Source organism: Mycolicibacterium sp. CBM1 (genome assembly GCF_054073305.1).
On the sequence record NZ_JBSXPP010000001.1, the window covers coordinates 405,034 to 422,257 of the forward strand.

The 17,224-nt window shown below is 67.5% G+C and carries 15 protein-coding genes; 12 read left to right on the forward strand and 3 right to left on the reverse strand.

All coding sequences use genetic code 11. The features are described from left to right. Window positions 1-8: 8 nt before the first annotated feature. On the reverse strand, window positions 9-1,937 hold the full coding sequence (locus ACXDF8_RS01960; protein WP_457221551.1) for a potassium transporter Kup: 1,929 nt from the start codon (window positions 1,935-1,937) through the stop codon (window positions 9-11). A gap of 209 nt (window positions 1,938-2,146) precedes the next feature. Between ACXDF8_RS01960 and ACXDF8_RS01965 the strand changes: the two genes are divergently transcribed. The 10 genes from ACXDF8_RS01965 (at window position 2,147) to ACXDF8_RS02010 (ending at window position 12,994) form a co-directional block, all read left to right on the forward strand. Then, window positions 2,147-2,476 (forward strand): L-rhamnose mutarotase, encoded by a 330-nt coding sequence (locus tag ACXDF8_RS01965; protein WP_457221552.1) that lies wholly within the window; start codon window positions 2,147-2,149, stop codon window positions 2,474-2,476. A 52-nt stretch (window positions 2,477-2,528) separates the two neighbouring features. Continuing rightward, window positions 2,529-3,848 carry an MFS transporter gene (locus ACXDF8_RS01970; RefSeq protein WP_457221553.1) on the forward strand — a complete coding sequence of 440 codons (1,320 nt, stop codon included), beginning with the start codon at window positions 2,529-2,531 and terminating at the stop codon, window positions 3,846-3,848. 1 nt (window position 3,849) lies between these two features. Beyond that, window positions 3,850-5,016 (forward strand): L-rhamnose isomerase, encoded by a 1,167-nt coding sequence (gene rhaI, locus ACXDF8_RS01975; protein ID WP_457221554.1) that lies wholly within the window; start codon window positions 3,850-3,852, stop codon window positions 5,014-5,016. A gap of 6 nt (window positions 5,017-5,022) precedes the next feature. Beyond that, a complete protein-coding gene (locus ACXDF8_RS01980; RefSeq protein WP_457221555.1) occupies window positions 5,023-7,068 on the forward strand; it encodes a bifunctional aldolase/short-chain dehydrogenase in 2,046 nt (681 codons plus the stop codon). Beyond that, entirely contained in the window at window positions 7,065-8,546 is a 1,482-nt protein-coding gene (locus ACXDF8_RS01985; protein WP_457221556.1) for a rhamnulokinase, read from the forward strand. The genes ACXDF8_RS01980 and ACXDF8_RS01985 overlap by 4 nt, the downstream gene beginning before the upstream one ends. Window positions 8,547-8,590: 44 nt before the next feature. Continuing rightward, window positions 8,591-9,625, forward strand: a complete 1,035-nt coding sequence (locus ACXDF8_RS01990) for a LacI family DNA-binding transcriptional regulator (RefSeq protein WP_457221709.1) — start codon at window positions 8,591-8,593, stop codon at window positions 9,623-9,625. Continuing rightward, window positions 9,625-10,365 (forward strand): (Fe-S)-binding protein, encoded by a 741-nt coding sequence (locus ACXDF8_RS01995; protein ID WP_457221557.1) that lies wholly within the window; start codon window positions 9,625-9,627, stop codon window positions 10,363-10,365. The genes ACXDF8_RS01990 and ACXDF8_RS01995 overlap by 1 nt, the downstream gene beginning before the upstream one ends. Further along, a complete protein-coding gene (locus ACXDF8_RS02000) occupies window positions 10,362-11,822 on the forward strand; it encodes a LutB/LldF family L-lactate oxidation iron-sulfur protein (RefSeq protein ID WP_457221558.1) in 1,461 nt (486 codons plus the stop codon). The genes ACXDF8_RS01995 and ACXDF8_RS02000 overlap by 4 nt, the downstream gene beginning before the upstream one ends. Then, on the forward strand, window positions 11,819-12,445 hold the full coding sequence (locus ACXDF8_RS02005) for a LutC/YkgG family protein (protein WP_457221559.1): 627 nt from the start codon (window positions 11,819-11,821) through the stop codon (window positions 12,443-12,445). The genes ACXDF8_RS02000 and ACXDF8_RS02005 overlap by 4 nt, the downstream gene beginning before the upstream one ends. Window positions 12,446-12,541: 96 nt before the next feature. Then, on the forward strand, window positions 12,542-12,994 hold the full coding sequence (locus ACXDF8_RS02010) for a hypothetical protein (protein WP_457221560.1): 453 nt from the start codon (window positions 12,542-12,544) through the stop codon (window positions 12,992-12,994). A gap of 16 nt (window positions 12,995-13,010) precedes the next feature. Here ACXDF8_RS02010 and ACXDF8_RS02015 read toward each other — a convergent pair whose 3' ends face one another. Beyond that, window positions 13,011-13,868: a rhomboid family intramembrane serine protease gene (locus ACXDF8_RS02015; RefSeq protein WP_457221561.1), complete on the reverse strand. Its 858-nt coding sequence runs from the start codon at window positions 13,866-13,868 to the stop codon at window positions 13,011-13,013. A 43-nt stretch (window positions 13,869-13,911) separates the two neighbouring features. Next, complete coding sequence (locus ACXDF8_RS02020) at window positions 13,912-15,672, reverse strand: N-acyl-D-amino-acid deacylase family protein (protein WP_457221710.1); 1,761 nt, start codon at window positions 15,670-15,672, stop codon at window positions 13,912-13,914. A 385-nt stretch (window positions 15,673-16,057) separates the two neighbouring features. On the opposite strand from ACXDF8_RS02020, the gene ACXDF8_RS02025 reads away from it, so the two are divergent. Together ACXDF8_RS02025 and ACXDF8_RS02030 are read left to right on the forward strand one after the other, a co-directional pair. Further along, window positions 16,058-16,495: an STAS domain-containing protein gene (locus tag ACXDF8_RS02025; protein WP_457221562.1), complete on the forward strand. Its 438-nt coding sequence runs from the start codon at window positions 16,058-16,060 to the stop codon at window positions 16,493-16,495. Window positions 16,496-16,556: 61 nt separating this feature from the next. Continuing rightward, on the forward strand, window positions 16,557-17,198 hold the full coding sequence (locus tag ACXDF8_RS02030; protein WP_457221563.1) for a class I SAM-dependent methyltransferase: 642 nt from the start codon (window positions 16,557-16,559) through the stop codon (window positions 17,196-17,198). Window positions 17,199-17,224 lie beyond the last annotated feature (26 nt).

Here is a 17,224-nt window from a genome sequence, read left to right on the forward strand (position 1 = left end):
GCTTGTGGCTAGACCTCGATTCTCGATCCGATGAGCACAGTCTGATTCAGGGGCAGGCCGAAATAGCCCGCCGAGTCGGCGGCCATGAACGAGGTCGCGATGAAGATCCTCTTGCGCCAAGGCGCCATCGTCGGCTGGTCACCGGCGAGCAGCTCGATCTTGGACAGGAAATAGGAGGTGGTTTCCAGATCGATCGGACCACCGACCGCGGCGGGGTCCACCAGCCGCAGCGCCGCCAGAACATCCGGACGCTCCATGTATCCGAACTGGGCGGCGACGTAATAGATGCCGTCGTGGTGGCTACCCAGATCGCTGACCGTGATCCGTTGGTCGACGGGTACCCGGGGCACCGGCGGGATGACGATCGACAGGATGATGACGCGCTCGTGCAGCACGTGGTTGTGATTGACGTTGGCCCGCATCGACAGTGGTGCCGTCTCGCTCTCCCGGTTGAGGAAGACCGCGGTGCCCGGGATCCGGGCCAGTGGTGGCTGGCAGTTGGTGATCGTGTCGATGAACTCCGGCAGCGGGCCCTCGGCGCGGTCGCGGGCGCGGGTGACGATGGCGCTGCCGCGCTGCCAGGTGATCAGCACCGTGAACGTGACCAGCCCGATCAGCAGCGGCAGCCACGCGCCATGCACCAGCTTGGTCAGGTTGGCCGCCAGGAACAACAGGTCCACCGACAACAGCGCACCGCCACCGATGACCACCAGCCACAGCGGCCAGCGCCAGCGGGTGTGGGCGATGTAGAGAAACAGCAGGGTGGTGATAGTGATCGTCACGGTGACCGCCATGCCGTAGGCGTAGCCCAGCGCGGCGGAGCTTCGGAACGCGAAAACCAGGATCAGCACGGCGACCACCAGCATGCCGTTGATCCACGGAACGTAGATCTGCCCGATCGACGACGCAGAGGTGTGGGCGACGCGCAGCCGCGGCAGGTAGCCGAGCTGGGCGGCCTGGGAGGCGACCGAGTACGCACCGGTGATCACCGCCTGCGAGGCGATCACTGTCGCGGCGGTCGCCAGCACCATCATCGGCAGCTCCCAGCCGCTGGGCACCAGCAGGAAGAACGGCGCGTCGACCACGCTCTGCTTGCCCAGCAGCAGGGCACCCTGCCCGAAGTAGTTGAGTACCAGCGCGGGCAGCACCAGACCCAGCCAGCCCCAGGTGATGGCCCGTCGGCCGAAGTGCCCCATATCGGCGTAGAGCGCCTCGGCGCCGGTGACCGACAGCACGACCGCAGCGAGCGCGAAGAACGCGATGTGGAAATGGCCGACCATGAACTCCAGCGCATAGGTCGGTGAGAGGGCCCGCAGGATCTGCGGGTGCCCGAGGATGCCGCGCACCCCGCAGGCACCGATCACCAGGAACCAGACGATCATCACCGGTCCGAAGAACCGACCCATCATTGCCGTCCCGTGCTTCTGCACCGCGAACAGCCCGGCGATGATGACCGCGGTGATCGGCACCACCAACTCGGCCAGGCTGGGGTCGACGACCTTCAGGCCTTCGACCGCCGACAGCACCGAGATCGCCGGAGTGATCATGCTGTCGCCGAAAAACAGTGCAGCGCCCAGGATTCCGAGTGCGGACAACGCGCTGATGACACGCGGACTCGACCTGCGGCCAAGCCGGCGGACCAGCGTGATGAGGGCCATCACCCCACCCTCGCCGTCGTTGTCGGCGCGCATCACGAGCGTGACGTAGGTGAGCGTGACGATGATCATCACCGACCAGAAGATCAGCGACACCACGCCGTAGACGTTGGCCCGGCTGATCGGCACCGGGTGTGGATCGCCAGGGTTGAACAGGGTCTGCACGGTGTAGATCGGGCTGGTGCCGATATCTCCGAAGACCACTCCCAGCGCACCGATGACCAGGCCGGTCCGCGCCTTGCCGGCGGCGGAATGCACCGGCGCTGCGACGTCTGTGCTCACAGGTCAGTCCCTTGCTCGGTCCGCCTGGCGTCGGTCCCCGGCGACGTGGAGGCAATGGTAGCCACCTGTACCAATGTTGTGCCGCGGAAGTCGGCGCAGAATCCGCGACCGCGCCGCAACAGCGCTGAAACCGGATCTTGACGCCTCGCACATCGCCGTCCTACTGTGAACGACACCACTTATTGAAACGTTTCAACCAGGAGGTCCGCATGCCCGTCCAACGCGTGTCCTTCCTGCTCCAATTGCGACCCGACCGCGTCGAGGACTACCTGACCGCCCACCAAGATGTCTGGCCCGAGATGCGCGAGGCGCTGCGCAGCACCGGCTGGCGCAATTACTCGCTGTTCGTTCGCGAAGACGACGGCCTCGTCGTCGGCTACCTCGAGACCGACGATTTCGAATCGGCGCAGCGGGACATGGCGGCGCTAGAGGTCAACCACCGCTGGCAACGGTGCATGGCCGAGTACTTCACCGGTGCCGATGGCTCGACTCCCGACCGACCCGTCACACCGTTGCGGCACTACTTCCACCTCGAGTAACCGCCGACGTTGTCAACGGCCGACTCCCTGACCCCTGAACCATGAGGACCCCATGAACATCGGAGCGCGTTCCACCACCGGTTGGCGAGCCACTATCGCGGTGGCGATGTCGAACTACATCGAAGCCGGATCCATCATCGCCATCGCCACCAGCCTCGGCTTCTGGCAGCAGGCGTTCGGCATCAGCAACTTCGCCGTCGGCCTGTTGGCCGCCCTGAGCGCCAACGCCTTCGGTGCGGCAGTCGGCGCCATCATCGGGGGCCCGCTGTGCGATCGCTTCGGACGCAAGGCGATCTACACCTACGACCTGTTGGTCTATATGGCCGGCGTGCTGCTGGCCGCCTTCGCCGTCAACTACACGATGCTGCTGGCGGCCTTCGTCATCACCGGGATGGCGGTAGGGGCCGGTGTGCCCGCGTCGTGGACGTATATCGCCGAACAGGCGCCATCCCACAACCGCGCCAAGCACGTCGGAACGGCCCAGTTGGCGTGGTCGGTGGGACCTCTGGTCGGCTTCGCGCTCGCCGCGGGACTGGCGCCGCTCGGACTGCTCGGCTCCCGGCTGATCTTCGCGCACCTGTTCGTGGTGGCCGGCATCGTGTGGTGGGTCCGTCAAGGACTGCAGGAGTCCCAGATCTGGGCCGAGGAGGGCCAGCACGAAACGCCCCAGCTGGCCGGCTCGGTCGGGCTGGGCGGCCTGCGCGGATTGTTCTCGCGCCGCAACAACATCACCGCACTGCTCTTCCTCGGCGGCATCTACCTGTTCTGGAACACCGTGGCCGGCCAGGCCGGCATCTTCATGCCGCGCGTCTACGACACCGCCGGACTACACAGCCCCGTCGCCCAGGATCTCTTGCAGGTCCTGGTCTGGGGAGCCACGGTGGCGGCGACCGCGCTGGGCTTCATGCGGTACGCCGACCGGATGTCGCAGCGCCTGCTCTACGTCATCGGCGCCGCCCTCGGCATCCTCGGGTGGATCGTCCTGGTGGCGTTCACCGACGGCGGCGTACCCACCATGCTGACGTTCGCCGTGCTCTGGGGAATCTCCAGCGGCATCGGCGCACAAGCCTTCTACAGTCTGTGGGCCAGCGAACTGTTCGCCACGCCCTACCGTGCCAGCGCGCAGGGCGTGATGTTCTTCGTCGTGCGCACCGTGACCGGCCTGTTGAGCTACTTCTTCCCCACTCTGCTCGCCGTCGCCGGGCTCACCACGGTCGGCATCCTTCTGGTCGCGCTGCTGACGGTCGCACTCGTGATCGGCGCCATCTGGGCGCCGGAGACCCGCGGAAAAACATTGCGGGAAATCGAGATAGAACGCTACGGCACCGCGCCTTCGCCGATGGCCGACGGCGCAGGACGGGTGGTGGCCTGAGATGACCGGTAGCGCAACAGATGTGGCAGTGCTCGACCGACTCGCCATCGAACTGCCGTCGTGGGCCTTCGGCAACTCCGGAACCCGGTTCAAGGTCTTCGGGACGCCAGGGACACCGCGCACCGTCGAAGAGAAGATCGCCGACGCGGCGACCGTCAATCGGTTCACCGGACTGGCCCCCTCGGTAGCCCTGCACATTCCGTGGGATCAGGTCGACGACTTCGGCGCTCTTCGCCGGTACGCGGCCGACCTGGGGGTGCGGCTGGGCACCATCAACTCCAACACCTTCCAGGACGACGACTACAAGTTCGGCAGCCTGACCCACACCGACAAGTCGATCCGGCAGAAGGCCATCGATCACCACCTGTACTGCATCGACATCTTGGGGCAGACCGGTTCCCGTGACCTGAAGATCTGGCTGGCCGACGGCACGAACTACCCCGGCCAGGGCGACATCCGCGGCCGCCAGGACCGGCTCGCCGAATCCCTGTCGACGATCTACCAACACATCGGGCCAGACCAGCGAATGGTGCTGGAGTACAAGTTCTTCGAACCCGCGATGTACATGACCGATGTCCCGGACTGGGGCACCGCATACGCTCAGGTCAACGCCCTCGGCGAGCGGGCGATGGTCTGTCTGGACACCGGGCATCACGCCCCGGGAACCAACATCGAGTTCATCGTCGCCCAGCTGCTGCGACTGGGCCGGCTCGGTTCGTTCGACTTCAATTCCCGGTTCTACGCCGACGACGACCTGATCGTCGGAGCGGCCGACCCGTTCCAGTTGTTCCGCATCATGTTCGAGGTGGTGCGCGGTGGTGGGCTCGACTTCGACTCGCCGGTCTCGCTGATGCTCGACCAGTGCCACAATGTCGAGGCCAAGATTCCCGGCCAGATCCGCTCTGTGCTCAACGTGCAAGAGATGACGGCGCGTGCCCTGCTGGTCGACACCGAGTCGCTGGCGTCCGCGCAGGAAGCCGGTGATGTCCTAGGCGCGAACGACATCTTCATGGATGCGTTCTACACCGACGTCCGCCCGGCCCTCGGCCAGTGGCGCACCGAGCGCAACCTGCCCGCCGATCCCATGGCGGCATTCGCCGAATCCGGCTATCAGCAAGAGATCAACGCCGCCCGCATCGGTGGCACTCAATCCAGTTGGGGAGCGTAGCGAGCCATGACCAAAGCCATCAATCCCGTCGTGACCGAACTGATCGCGCGTTCCAATCGGTTGGGCGCGGATCCCGCGAACACCAACTATGCCGGTGGCAACACCTCAGCCAAGGGCACCGATGTCGACCCGGTCACCGGTTCTGCGGTGGAGCTGTTGTGGGTCAAGGGATCCGGCGGTGATCTCGGCACGTTGACCGAGAGCGGTCTGGCCGTTTTACGACTGGATCGGTTACGCGCGCTCGCCGGGGTATATCCCGGCGTGGACCGCGAAGACGAAATGGTGGCCGCATTCGACTACTGCCTGCACGGCCGCGGCGGGGCGGCACCGTCGATCGACACCGCGATGCACGGCCTGGTCGATGCCGCTCACGTCGACCACCTCCATCCGGACTCCGGCATCGCCCTGGCCACCGCGGCAGACGGTGAAGCCTTGACCAAGCAGATCTTCGGCGACCGTGTGGTGTGGGCACCGTGGCGGCGCCCGGGATTCCAGCTCGGGCTGGATATCGCCGAGATCAAGCGCGGCAATCCGCAAGCGATCGGTACCATTCTGGGTGGACACGGCATCACCGCCTGGGGCGCGACTTCGGTTGAAGCCGAGGCGCATTCCCTGGAGATCATCCATACGGTGCAGCGCTACATCGACACCCACGGAAGGCCACAACCCTTCGGTCCCGACCTCGACGGTTTCGGCGCACTGCCGAGCGAAGAGCGCCGCGCCAAGGCCGCCTTGCTGGCGCCGTTCATCCGTGGCCTGGCATCGACCGACCGGCCCCAGATCGGCCATTTCAACGACGACCCGCGTGTTCTGGAGTTCCTCGCCAGCAGCGCTCACCGCCGGCTGGCCGAACTGGGCACCAGTTGCCCCGACCATTTCCTGCGGACCAAGGTCAAGCCGATGGTGCTCGATCTGCCCGCCGGGGCGTCTGTCGAGGAGTGCATCTCCCGGCTGGGCGAGCTGCACCAGACCTACCGGGCCGACTACCGGGCGTACTACGAGCGGCATGCCACCGCGCACAGTCCCGCCATGCGCGGAGCCGACCCGGCCATCGTGCTGATCCCCGGTGTGGGCATGTTCAGCTACGGCAAGGACAAACAGACCGCGCGGGTGGCGGGCGAGTTCTACCTCAACGCCATCAACGTCATGCGCGGCGCCGAAGCCATCTCCCGCTACGCCCCGATCGACGAGGCCGAGAAGTTCCGCATCGAGTACTGGGCGCTGGAGGAGGCCAAGCTGGCCCGGATGCCCAAGCCGAAGCCACTGGCGACGCGGATCGCACTGGTCACCGGTGCGGCATCGGGAATCGGCAAGGCGATCGCCACCCGGCTGGCCGCCGAAGGAGCGTGTGTCGTCATCGCCGACCTGGACGCCGACAAAGCCGCCGCGGCAGCCGGCGAGATCGGCAACTCCGACGTCGCCGTCGGCATCGCCGCCGACGTCACCGACGAGGCAGCGGTACAGGCCGCCGTCGACGCCACCGTGCTGGCGTTCGGCGGCATCGATATCGTCGTCAACAACGCCGGTCTGTCGCTGTCGAAGTCGTTGCTGGACACCACCGTCGAAGACTGGGACCTGCAGCACAACGTGATGGCGCGCGGTTCGTTCCTGGTGTCCAAGGCGGCGGCCAAGGCGCTCATCGCGCAGCAGCTCGGTGGCGACATCGTCTACATCTCGTCGAAGAACTCGGTGTTCGCCGGACCCAACAACATCGCGTACTCGGCGACCAAGGCCGACCAGGCCCATCAGGTTCGGCTGCTGGCCGCCGAACTCGGCGAGCACGGGATCAAGGTGAACGGCATCAACCCGGACGGAGTGGTGCGCGGTTCAGGCATTTTCGCCGGCGGGTGGGGCGCACAACGTGCCGCGGTCTACGGCGTGGCCGAAGAGGACCTCGGCGCCTTCTACGCGCAGCGCACACTGCTGAAACGTGAAGTGTTGCCGGAGCACATCGCCAACGCCGTCTTCGCGCTCTGCACGTCGGACTTCTCGCATACCACCGGTCTGCATGTCCCGGTGGATGCCGGTGTCGCAGCCGCTTTCCTGCGATGACGGCCGGGCATGTCGCCGCTGTCGATCTCGGCGCCAGCAGCGGGCGGGTGGTGTTGGCCCAGGTCGGTCCCGGCCAGCTCGAGATGACCACGGTCGCCCGGTTCCCCAACGAGCCGGTTTCGTTGTGGGACGGCAGCCGAGAGGCCTTGCACTGGAATGTGACCGGCCTGTACGGACAACTGTGTGCGGGCGTTGCGGCAGCGGCGCGACAGGCCGGTCCGCTCACCGGCATCGGGGTGGACTCCTGGGCCGTCGATTACGGTTTGCTGCGAGACGGGCGCCTGCTGGGCCAACCACGGCACTATCGCGACGGGCGCGGGCGCCACGGCGTGGACAGCGTCCATTCGGTCGTGGACGAGGCTGAGCTCTACCGACGAAATGGGTTGCAGTTCCTGCCGTTCAACACCGTCTATCAGCTCGCCGCAGATTGTGCCGATGGACTGCTGGATACCGCGGAGAAGCTGCTGCTGATCCCGGATCTCATCACGTATTGGCTCACCGGCCAGTATGGCGTCGAGCGGACCAACGCCTCCACAACCGGTTTACTGGGCATCGACGGCCAGTGGGACACCGACCTGTTGCACCGGTTGCGTCTTCGGCCCGGATTACTCCCCGACATCGTGGAGACCGGCAGTACCCGCGGCCCGGTCCTGCCGGAGGTAGCTGCGCGGCTCGTTCTGGACGCCGGCACCGAGGTGGTCTCGGTGGCGTCCCACGACACCGCATCGGCGGTCGTCGCGGTCCCAATGCGCTCGGAGAACGCGGCCTACATCTCCTGTGGGACCTGGGGCCTGGTCGGCGTGGAGCTGACCCAACCGTTGGTGACACCCGCCGCGCGGGCGGCGAATTTCACCAACGAGGTGGGCGCGGATGGCCGAATTCGGTTCCTGCACAATGTGATTGGACTGTGGTTGCTCAGCGAGACGGTTCGCCAGTACGAACGCCAGGGCGTGCAGACCACGTTGGCCGCTCTACTCGACCAGGCTGCGCAGGCGCCCGCACCGGCCGACGTGTTCGACACCAACGATCCCGCCTTCCTGGCACCCGGCGACATCCCGGGCAGGGTCCGCGAGTGGTACGCCGGGCGGGACCTGCCCGCACCGGTCGACCCGGCGACGACGGTCCGGGCGATCGTGGAAAGCCTCGCCGCCGCGTTCGCTGAGACCGTCCACACCGCGGCGCAACTGGCCGGCACAACGGTGTCGGTCGTGCACATCGTCGGCGGCGGCGCGCAGAACGCACTGCTGTGCCAGCTCACCGCCGACCGGCTCGGATTGCCGGTGTTGGCCGGCCCGGTGGAGGCCACCGCCCTGGGCAATGTGATGGTGACCGCGCGCGCTCGAGGCCTTGTCAGCGGTGATCTGGAGGCCCTGCGCGCAATCGTCGGTGACCACTACCCGCCGCGGCGCTACCAGCCGCGTGCACGGAGCGCCGCGGCCACCACCGGCCCGGCCGGTTGCGCTCGGCCGCCGCGATGACGGCCTCGCTTGACGCGGTCTGGTGTGATGGAGCTGTGGTGAGCATGCGCGAGGTCGCCATCGAGGCCTCGGTATCGGTGGGGACGGTCTCCAACGTGCTCAACGCCCCGCAGAAGGTGTCACCGGCGACGGTGACCCGGGTGCAGGCCGCGATCGAGAAGCTCGGATTCGTCCGCAACGACGCGGCCCGCCAGCTGAAAGCGGGACGTTCTCGCACCGTCGGCCTGATCGTGCTCGACATCGGCAACCCGTTCTTCACCGATGTCGCTCGCGCCGCCGAACACCGCGCAGCCCAACGGAATCTCACCGTTCTGCTGGCCACGTCCGACGACGATGCCGGCCGGGAACGCGCCTACGTCGACGCCTTCGACGAACAGCGTGTATTCGGTGTTCTGGTGTCGCCGATCAGCGAGGACCTCAGCCGGCTCACCGCGCTGCAGAATCGCGGCACCCCCGTGGTGCTGGTCGATCGCGACGGAACCGGGACGCCGTTCAGTTCGGTGGCGGTCGACGATGTCGCCGGCGCCCGCCAGGCGGTTGAGCATCTCCTCGCGATCGGCCGACGGCGAATCGCCTTCGTCGGCGGCCCGGTGGAACTGCGTCAGGTTCGTGACCGCCAACGCGGCGCCGCCGCGGCCGTCGACACGGTGCCGGGTGCCGAACTCGAGATCATCACCGCCCCGGCGCTCAGTGTCCTCGCCGGCCGCGAGGTCGGCGAGCGCCTGCTCGCCCGCGCCCCCGAGCGGCGTCCCGATGGCGTCTTCTGCGCCAATGACCTGCTCGCCATCGGCGTGCTCCAGGCGTTGACGTTGATGGGGACGGGTGCCCGGGTCCCCGACGACATCGCCCTCGTCGGTTACGACGACATCGACTTCGCCCGTTCTGCAGTGGTTCCGTTGACGTCGGTCGCGCAGCCGACAGCCGACATCGGCCGGACCGCCGTCGACCTTCTGCTGGCAGCGTCCGACCCCGCGGAGGCCGAGCCGCCGCGCAACATCGTCCTCGAACCACGCCTCGTGGTCCGGGCCTCGACCGGCGCCCCGGTGCACACCGATCGCGCTGACGATCGGAGCCGCTGATGCGTATCGCCCTGTTCGCCACCTGCCTGGCCGACGCGATGTTCCCGCGGGCCGCGATCGCGACTGTCGAGCTGCTCGAGCGGCTGGGCCACCAGGTCGTCTTCCCCTCGGGCCAGACCTGTTGTGGCCAGATGCACGTCAACACCGGCTATCTCCGCCAGGCCACCGACCTGGTTCGCCACCACGTGCAGGTGTTCGAGGCGGCCGACTGTGATGCGATCGTCGCCCCGTCCGGCTCGTGTGTGGGCTCGGTGCGCCATCAGCACCCGATGGTCGCCCGCCGCGCCGGTGACACCGCCCTGGCCCGGCGAGCCGAGGCGGTGGCAGCGCGCACCTACGAGCTGTCCGAGCTGTTGATCGACGTGCTGGGCGTGCGGGATGTCGGGGCCTACTACCCGCACCGGGTCACCTATCACCCGACCTGCCACTCGCTTCGGATGCTGCGGGTGGGCGACAAGCCGCTGGAGTTACTCCGGCACGTGCGCGGGCTGACGCTGGTCGAACTCGCCGGGGCCGAGACATGTTGCGGCTTCGGCGGCACATTCGCGGTCAAGAACGCCGACACCTCGACGGCGATGCTGGCCGACAAGATGGCCGCCGTCATCTCCTCGCGTGCGGAGGTGTGTACCGCCGGCGACAGCTCCTGCCTGATGCACATCGGCGGCGGGCTGAGCCGCATGCGGTCGGCGGTCCGCACCGTGCATCTCGCCGAGATCCTGGCCGCCACGGAGGCCGGATGAGCACCGACCTCGGCACACCGGGTTTCGGCAACCTGCGCGGAGACGAGCCGTTCCCGTCGGCCGCGCGGCACGAACTGCGCAACACCCAGATGCGTCGCAACGTCGGCCACGCCACCGCCACCATCCGCGCCAAACGCCTTAGCGCGGTTGCCGAATGCCCCGACTGGGAACAACTACGCGCGGCCGGCAGTGCGCTGAAAGCCGATGTGCTGAGCCGACTCCCGGAGCTGCTCGAGCAGTTGGAGACCAACGTCGTCAACCGGGGCGGCGTCGTGCACTGGGCGCGGGATGCCGCCGAGGCCAACGCGATCGTCACCGATCTGGTCCGTGCCGCAGGTGCCGACCAGGTGGTGAAGGTCAAGTCGATGGCCACCCAGGAGATCGGCCTCAACGAACACCTCGAGGCCGAGGGCATCGCTGCGATCGAGACCGACCTGGCCGAGCTGATCGTGCAACTGGGCCACGACAAGCCCAGCCACATCCTGGTGCCCGCCATCCACCGCAACCGCGCGGAGATCCGCGAGATCTTCACCCGCACGATGCCCGAAGCCGGTGAGCTCACCGACGAACCGAGGGCGCTGGCGATGGCCGCCCGCGCCTATCTTCGCCGAAAGTTCCTCTCCGCCAAGGTCGCGGTCAGCGGCGCCAACTTCGGCGTGGCCGAGACCGGCACCCTGGCCGTGGTCGAATCCGAGGGCAACGGCCGGATGTGCCTGACGCTGCCCCAGACCCTGATCACAGTGATGGGCATCGAGAAGGTGGTGCCCCGATTCACCGACCTCGAAGTGTTCATGCAGCTGCTGCCCCGCTCGTCGACGGCCGAGCGGATGAACCCGTACACCTCGATGTGGACCGGCGTGCATCCCGGCGACGGACCGCAACAGTTCCACCTGGTGCTGCTGGACAACGGCCGCACCCGGGTGTTGGCCGACGAGGTGGGACGCCCCGCCCTGCACTGCATCCGCTGCAGCGCATGCCTGAACGTGTGCCCGGTGTACGAACGCACCGGCGGCCACGCCTACGGTTCGGTGTATCCCGGCCCCATCGGGGCCATCCTGAGTCCCCAGCTGACCGGCACCCACGGTCACGGTGACCCGAACGCATCGCTGCCGTATGCGTCCTCGCTGTGCGGGGCCTGCTTCGACGCCTGCCCGGTCCGCATCGACATTCCGTCGATCCTGGTCCATCTGCGGGCCGCCGAAGTGGACAGCGCGCATCGGCCGTCCGGCCAGGATCTGGCCATGCGCACCGCGGCATGGACGATGGCCTCGCCGCGGCGATTCGCCGCCGCCGAGACGATGCTGGCCGCCGGACGGTGGCTGGCCGGCCGTGATCGACGTATCACCGCGCTACCCTGGCCCGGCTCGCGCTGGACCACCAGCCGTGACGTCCCGGCCCCGCCTGCGGAGACGTTTCGGCAGTGGTGGGCGCGCACCCACGAAGGGGAGCCGCGATGAGCGCCAATCCATCCCGTCGTATCGTCATGGACCGGATCCACGCCGCTCTGGCGGCCGCACCGCCGACCGCCGTGACGGTCCCCCGTGACTACGAGCACCGCCCGGCGACCGGGCCGGGTGACGCCGACCGGTTCGCCGAAGCGGTGGCCGAGTACCGCGCCAGGGTGTTGCGGGTCGACGCCGCGTCGATCGCCGCGACGATCGCCACGCTGGTCGGCCCGCACGCCACGGTCGCCGTCCCCACCGACCTGCCCACCGATTGGGTCACCGGCATCGACGTCGTCGCCGACCACACCGAACACCCCACGCCGACAACCGAACTCGACCGCCTCGACGCGGTCGTCACCGGATGCGCGCTCGGCATCGCGGCGACCGGAACGATTGTGCTCGACGCGGGCCCGGCGCAGGGCCGACGCGCGCTGACCCTGGTGCCCGATCACCACATCTGTGTGGTGTTCACCGACCAGATCGTCGACACCGTGCCGCAGGCGTTCGCCGCACTCGACCCACTGCGCCCGCTGACCTTCGTCTCCGGCCCGAGCGCCACCAGCGACATCGAGCTGAACCGGGTCGAGGGTGTACACGGCCCCCGCACCCTCGACGTGCTGCTGGTGGCCCGCTGACCCTGATCAATGTGCACATTCCGCTCAATTCGAGCGGCGACACCGCATAGATTCCTAGTCGGACTAACACGATGGTCAGACGAAGGGAGTCCGCGCGTGCGGACGTTGGCGGTAGGCGTTGCACTCACGGCGGCGGCTCTGGGACTGGCTCCGGCCGCCTCCGCCGAACTCTGGCCCGACAACTACAACATGATCATCCCGGACCGCCGTGACTTCCACACCTGGGTGTGGGCCGCGACGCCGTGTCCACCGGCGATCGAGTTCTCCCCCACCTGCGTGCGCGTCTCGGCCAACCCGGCGCCCATCGCCAAGGCGTACCCCTGGTATGGCATCGCGACGCTGACCAACGGTCAGTACAGCATGACCGTCGACGTGCCGGACGGGTTGCGCTGCGGCGACATCTATTACGGTCCGGTCATCCCCACCCACGACGTATACACCTGGGACGCCACGACACTGTCCGGCACGCTGCAGTCGAGTTTCGACGCAGGATGCGACGGAGCGCCCGGGGGCACCTTCAGCTATCCGTTCTGGCTGACCCGGCTCTAGCCGGCCACACCCGGCACTAGCCGGTGATGAGTGCGCCGAATTGGGCTATCAGATCCATGGTGCGCCAATAGATCAACGCGGCGAACACCACCAGTACGCCCACGCTGACCCCGCCCTGCACCAGGTTGCGGTGCTCCCTGGGGGCATGGGTGTACACCGCGGCGATCGCTGCCCCCGTCACCAAGCCGCCGATGTGGCCCTGCCAGCTGATCGACGGCACGGTGAACGTCATGACCAGGTTGATCGCGATGAGAATGACGACCCAGCGGACGTCGAGGTTGAGCCGCTTGGCGACGACGAACGTGGCGCCGAAGAGCCCGAAGACCGCACCCGACGCACCGGCCGTGGCGGCCCCGATCGGGGCGAGCAGATACACCAGCACCGAGCCGCCGAGCGCGCTCAACCCGTAGAGCGCACCAAACCGCGACCGGCCGAGCCAACTCTCCAGCGGCGGCCCGATCACGTACAGCGCCCACATGTTGAACAGCAGATGCAGGGCGCCGTAGTGCATGAACGCCGAGGTGACCAAGCGGTAGAACTCACCGCCCGCGACACCGGGCGCCCACAGCACGAGTTGGCGCTGCAGATCGCGCGAGGTCATCTGCAGCACGAACATCAGCACGTTGACCGCGATCAGCGCGTAGGTCACCACCGGCTTGGCCTGGAAGCCGCCGAACGCCGCCCGGGCCGGGCGGACGTTCTGGCTGGCGCCGGTCACACAGTCGACGCATTGATGGCCGACGGCCGCGCTGCGCATGCACTCCGGGCAGATCGACCGGTGACAGCGGGCGCACTGCACGTAGGTCGGACGGTCGGGATGCCGGTAGCAGCACGGCGTACCCGCGGGGGGCTGGGGTATGTAAGGGGTGCTCATGGTCCTGCCCCCGAAGATACTGTGCCGGCGGCCGGCGCAGGAATCAGCGCACCCCGCGCAGCAATTTGCCCGGGCGCGCTCCGGTGTCCGCGCCGTGGCGGCGGGTGACGACGCCACTGACCACGGTGGCGTCGTAACCGCGAGACCCCTGGATCAACCGGCGACCGCCGGCAGGCAGGTCGTAGGCCATCAGCGGCACCCCGAGCGCCAACGCGTCCATGTCGATGACGTTGACATCGGCCTTCTTGCCGACCGCCAACACCCCGCGGTCGGTCAGCCCGAACAGGTTCGCGGTGTCCAGGGTCTGCTTGCGCACCACGTACTCGATCGGGAAGCGCGGACCGCGGCGGCGATCGCGCGCCCAGTGCGTCAACATGAAGGTCGGATAGGACGCGTCACAGATCAGCCCGCAGTGCGCGCCACCGTCGGACAGCCCCGACACCGCCGCCCGGTGCGTCATCATCTCGTGGATGGCGTCGTGGTTGCCTTCGACGTAGTTGAAGAACGGCATCATCAGCATGGCCGTTCCGTCCGACTCCAGCATCAGGTCGTACATCGTGGCCAGCGGATCGTCGCCGCGGGCCCGGGCGATGGCACCCACCGTTCGATCCGGTGTGGGCTCGTAGTCCGGCGGGTCTCCGATGGCGTAGATGCTGTCGGGACTGTGCTGGATGAAGGCGAACAGCGAGTCGAACAGCGGGACCGGCTGCGGGGGCAGGTCGGCCTCGGCCAGGATGGCGGCGCGCACGGCCGGATCAGCAAGGCGCGTACCGAGTTCGGCAGGTGAGAGCTGCGCCTTCAATGCGCGGAAGCTCGGCCGGTGGGTGAAGGCGTGATAGCCGGAGAACCCGAACAGCATGCCAAACGGCCGGGCGGCGAACTGGGGATGCACGCGGATTCCGTCGTCGAGTGCGCGGCCGGCGATGTCGAGTTGCTTGCGCCACAGGTCGGGAGCCGACTGGGTCTGCACCATCGCGAACGACAGCGGGCGCTCGATCTCGGCGGCCAGCCGGACCATCCAGTCCAGTTCGCGCATCGGTCCGTCCAGGCTCTCCCCGGCGGTGCCCGCCGGCGCTACCTCGAAGACGGCCTGACCGCCCGCGGCCATCGCCCGGCCGAGCGCGAACAGTTCGTCCTCGGCGGCATAGGTGCCCGGCACCGGTTCGCCGTCGATGGCCCGGTGCGCTTCGGTGCGCGAGGTGGAAAAGCCCAGTGCCCCGGCTTCGATCGCCTCCTGCACGATGCGTGCCATCGCGCCGATGTCCTCCTCCGTGGCGGCCTCGTTTCGTGCGCCGCGCTCCCCCATCGCATAGCCGCGTACCGCGCCGTGGGCGATCTGTGTACCGAAATCGACTGCCAGGGACTGTTTTTCGATCGCATCGAGGTACTCGGGGAAGCTCTCCCACTGCCAGGTGATGCCCTCGGACAGGGCGGTGCCAGGGATGTCCTCGACACCTTCCATCAGCTCGATCAGCCATTGTTCCCGGCCGGGTCGCACCGGGGCGAAGCCGACGCCGCAGTTGCCGCTGACGACGGTGGTCACGCCGTGCATGCTCGACGGCTCGAGTAGACCGTCCCAGCTGACCTGACCGTCGTAGTGGGTGTGGATGTCGACGAAGCCGGGGGTGACGATCCGCCCGGTGGCGTCGAGGATTTCGGCCGCCTCGCCCTGCAGCCCGGCGTCGTCGCCGTCTCGACGGCGGACTTCGACGATGACCCCGTCCTTGATGCCGATGTCGGCGCGCACGGGCGTGGCACCCGTCCCGTCGACGACGGTTCCGCCAGTGATCGTCAGGTCGTACATCCAGGCCTCCTCGACGGTGAGCTGATCGCAGCGTAATCCGGTGATCCCACCGTCGGTAGACACTTTCTGTAATCTGTCATCAATCGCCTCCGAGAAGCAGCGCTTCGGATTCAATTGCACAGTGCGTCAATATTTGCCACACCGGCGACTCGGTGTCCCATTCCTGGGACATGTGCATTGCGGTTGACCTGCGCATATAGTGCGCAGAAACATTTTGTAGCCCGGCAACGAAATCCGGAGTAGATTTCCACCAGGTTGAGTTCACAGCCGCCCGGAAACGCCGTCGTGCGAGGGCAAAACTCTCGCATCGACGGCCTTGAATCCGAAGGCCCACAAGGGCACTCCGGAGGCGCCCGCCCAGCACTGCGGATATGAAGGAGGCGTCATGTCTGTTGCCATCACTGCGACGCCCACGGTTGTCTCTCGCACCGGTCACGGCGTCCAACGGGGACTGTTCCGGGCCAGGGAACTTGGCTCGACGACCGTGTTGGTTGCGGCCGTCGGTGAGATCGACGCGTCGAATTCCGGCGAGCTGCTCGGCTTCATCGAAAGTCGGCTGAGCGGGTATCGGCAATTGGTACTCGATCTTTCCCGGCTGGCGTTTTTCGGCACCGACGGTTTCTCCGCCCTACACACCATGAACGTGCGGCTGTCGCGCCGCGGCGTGGAATGGGTGCTCGTTCCGGGCCCGGAGGTGGCGCGGGTATTGCGAGTGTGCGATCCGGAAAACCTGGTGACCACGGCGACCAACATCGTTTCCGCGGTGGCAGCACTGGCCCGCGGGCCGCATACCCACCTGCAACTGACACCACAGCCGAAGTAGCCCGCGCGGGGAGCTTCCTAGACTGGGCGCCAACAGCCCGTCCACCACGGAGGCGATACCCATGGCGACAACAGGTCGCAATCTCAACGACCTCGTGACCCGGTTCTGGACGGTAGCGGCGCCGCTCTACGACCTTCCCGCACTCCAGCAGTGGGTCTACCGCCCTTCCCAGGACGAGGTGCTGGCCGCGCTGCGCAGCCACGGCGCGCGGCGGATAGCTGATATTGCCTGCGGCACAGGTATTCTCGCCGACCGCATCCGCACCGAACTACACCCCGACGAGGTCTACGGCGTCGACATGTCCGACGGCATGCTCCGGCAGGCCCGGATTCGCTCGCCGCGGGTGCAGTGGCGAAAGGGCCCGGCCGAGCAACTGCCCTTCGACGACGGCGCCCTCGACGCCGTCGTCTCCACCTCGGCGTTCCACTTCTTCGACCAGCCGGCGGCGATGGCCGAGTTCCACCGAGTGCTGCGTCCGGGTGGTCTGGTCGCGGTCGCCACGATCAGCCCACCGCAGCCACCCCTGCTGAGCCGGTTGACGAGCAGCCTGTCCAGTGCCGCGCACAATCCCTCGCCGGCCGAGATGCGCGCACTGTTCACCAACGCCGGCTTCACCGTGGACGACCAGCATCGGCCGAATCGCCCGCTGTGGACCAAGGCAGTGTGGGATCTGATCACAATCGGGACCAAGCCCAGTCCCTAGTGGGGTGGCATTTGCTGTAATCGCCC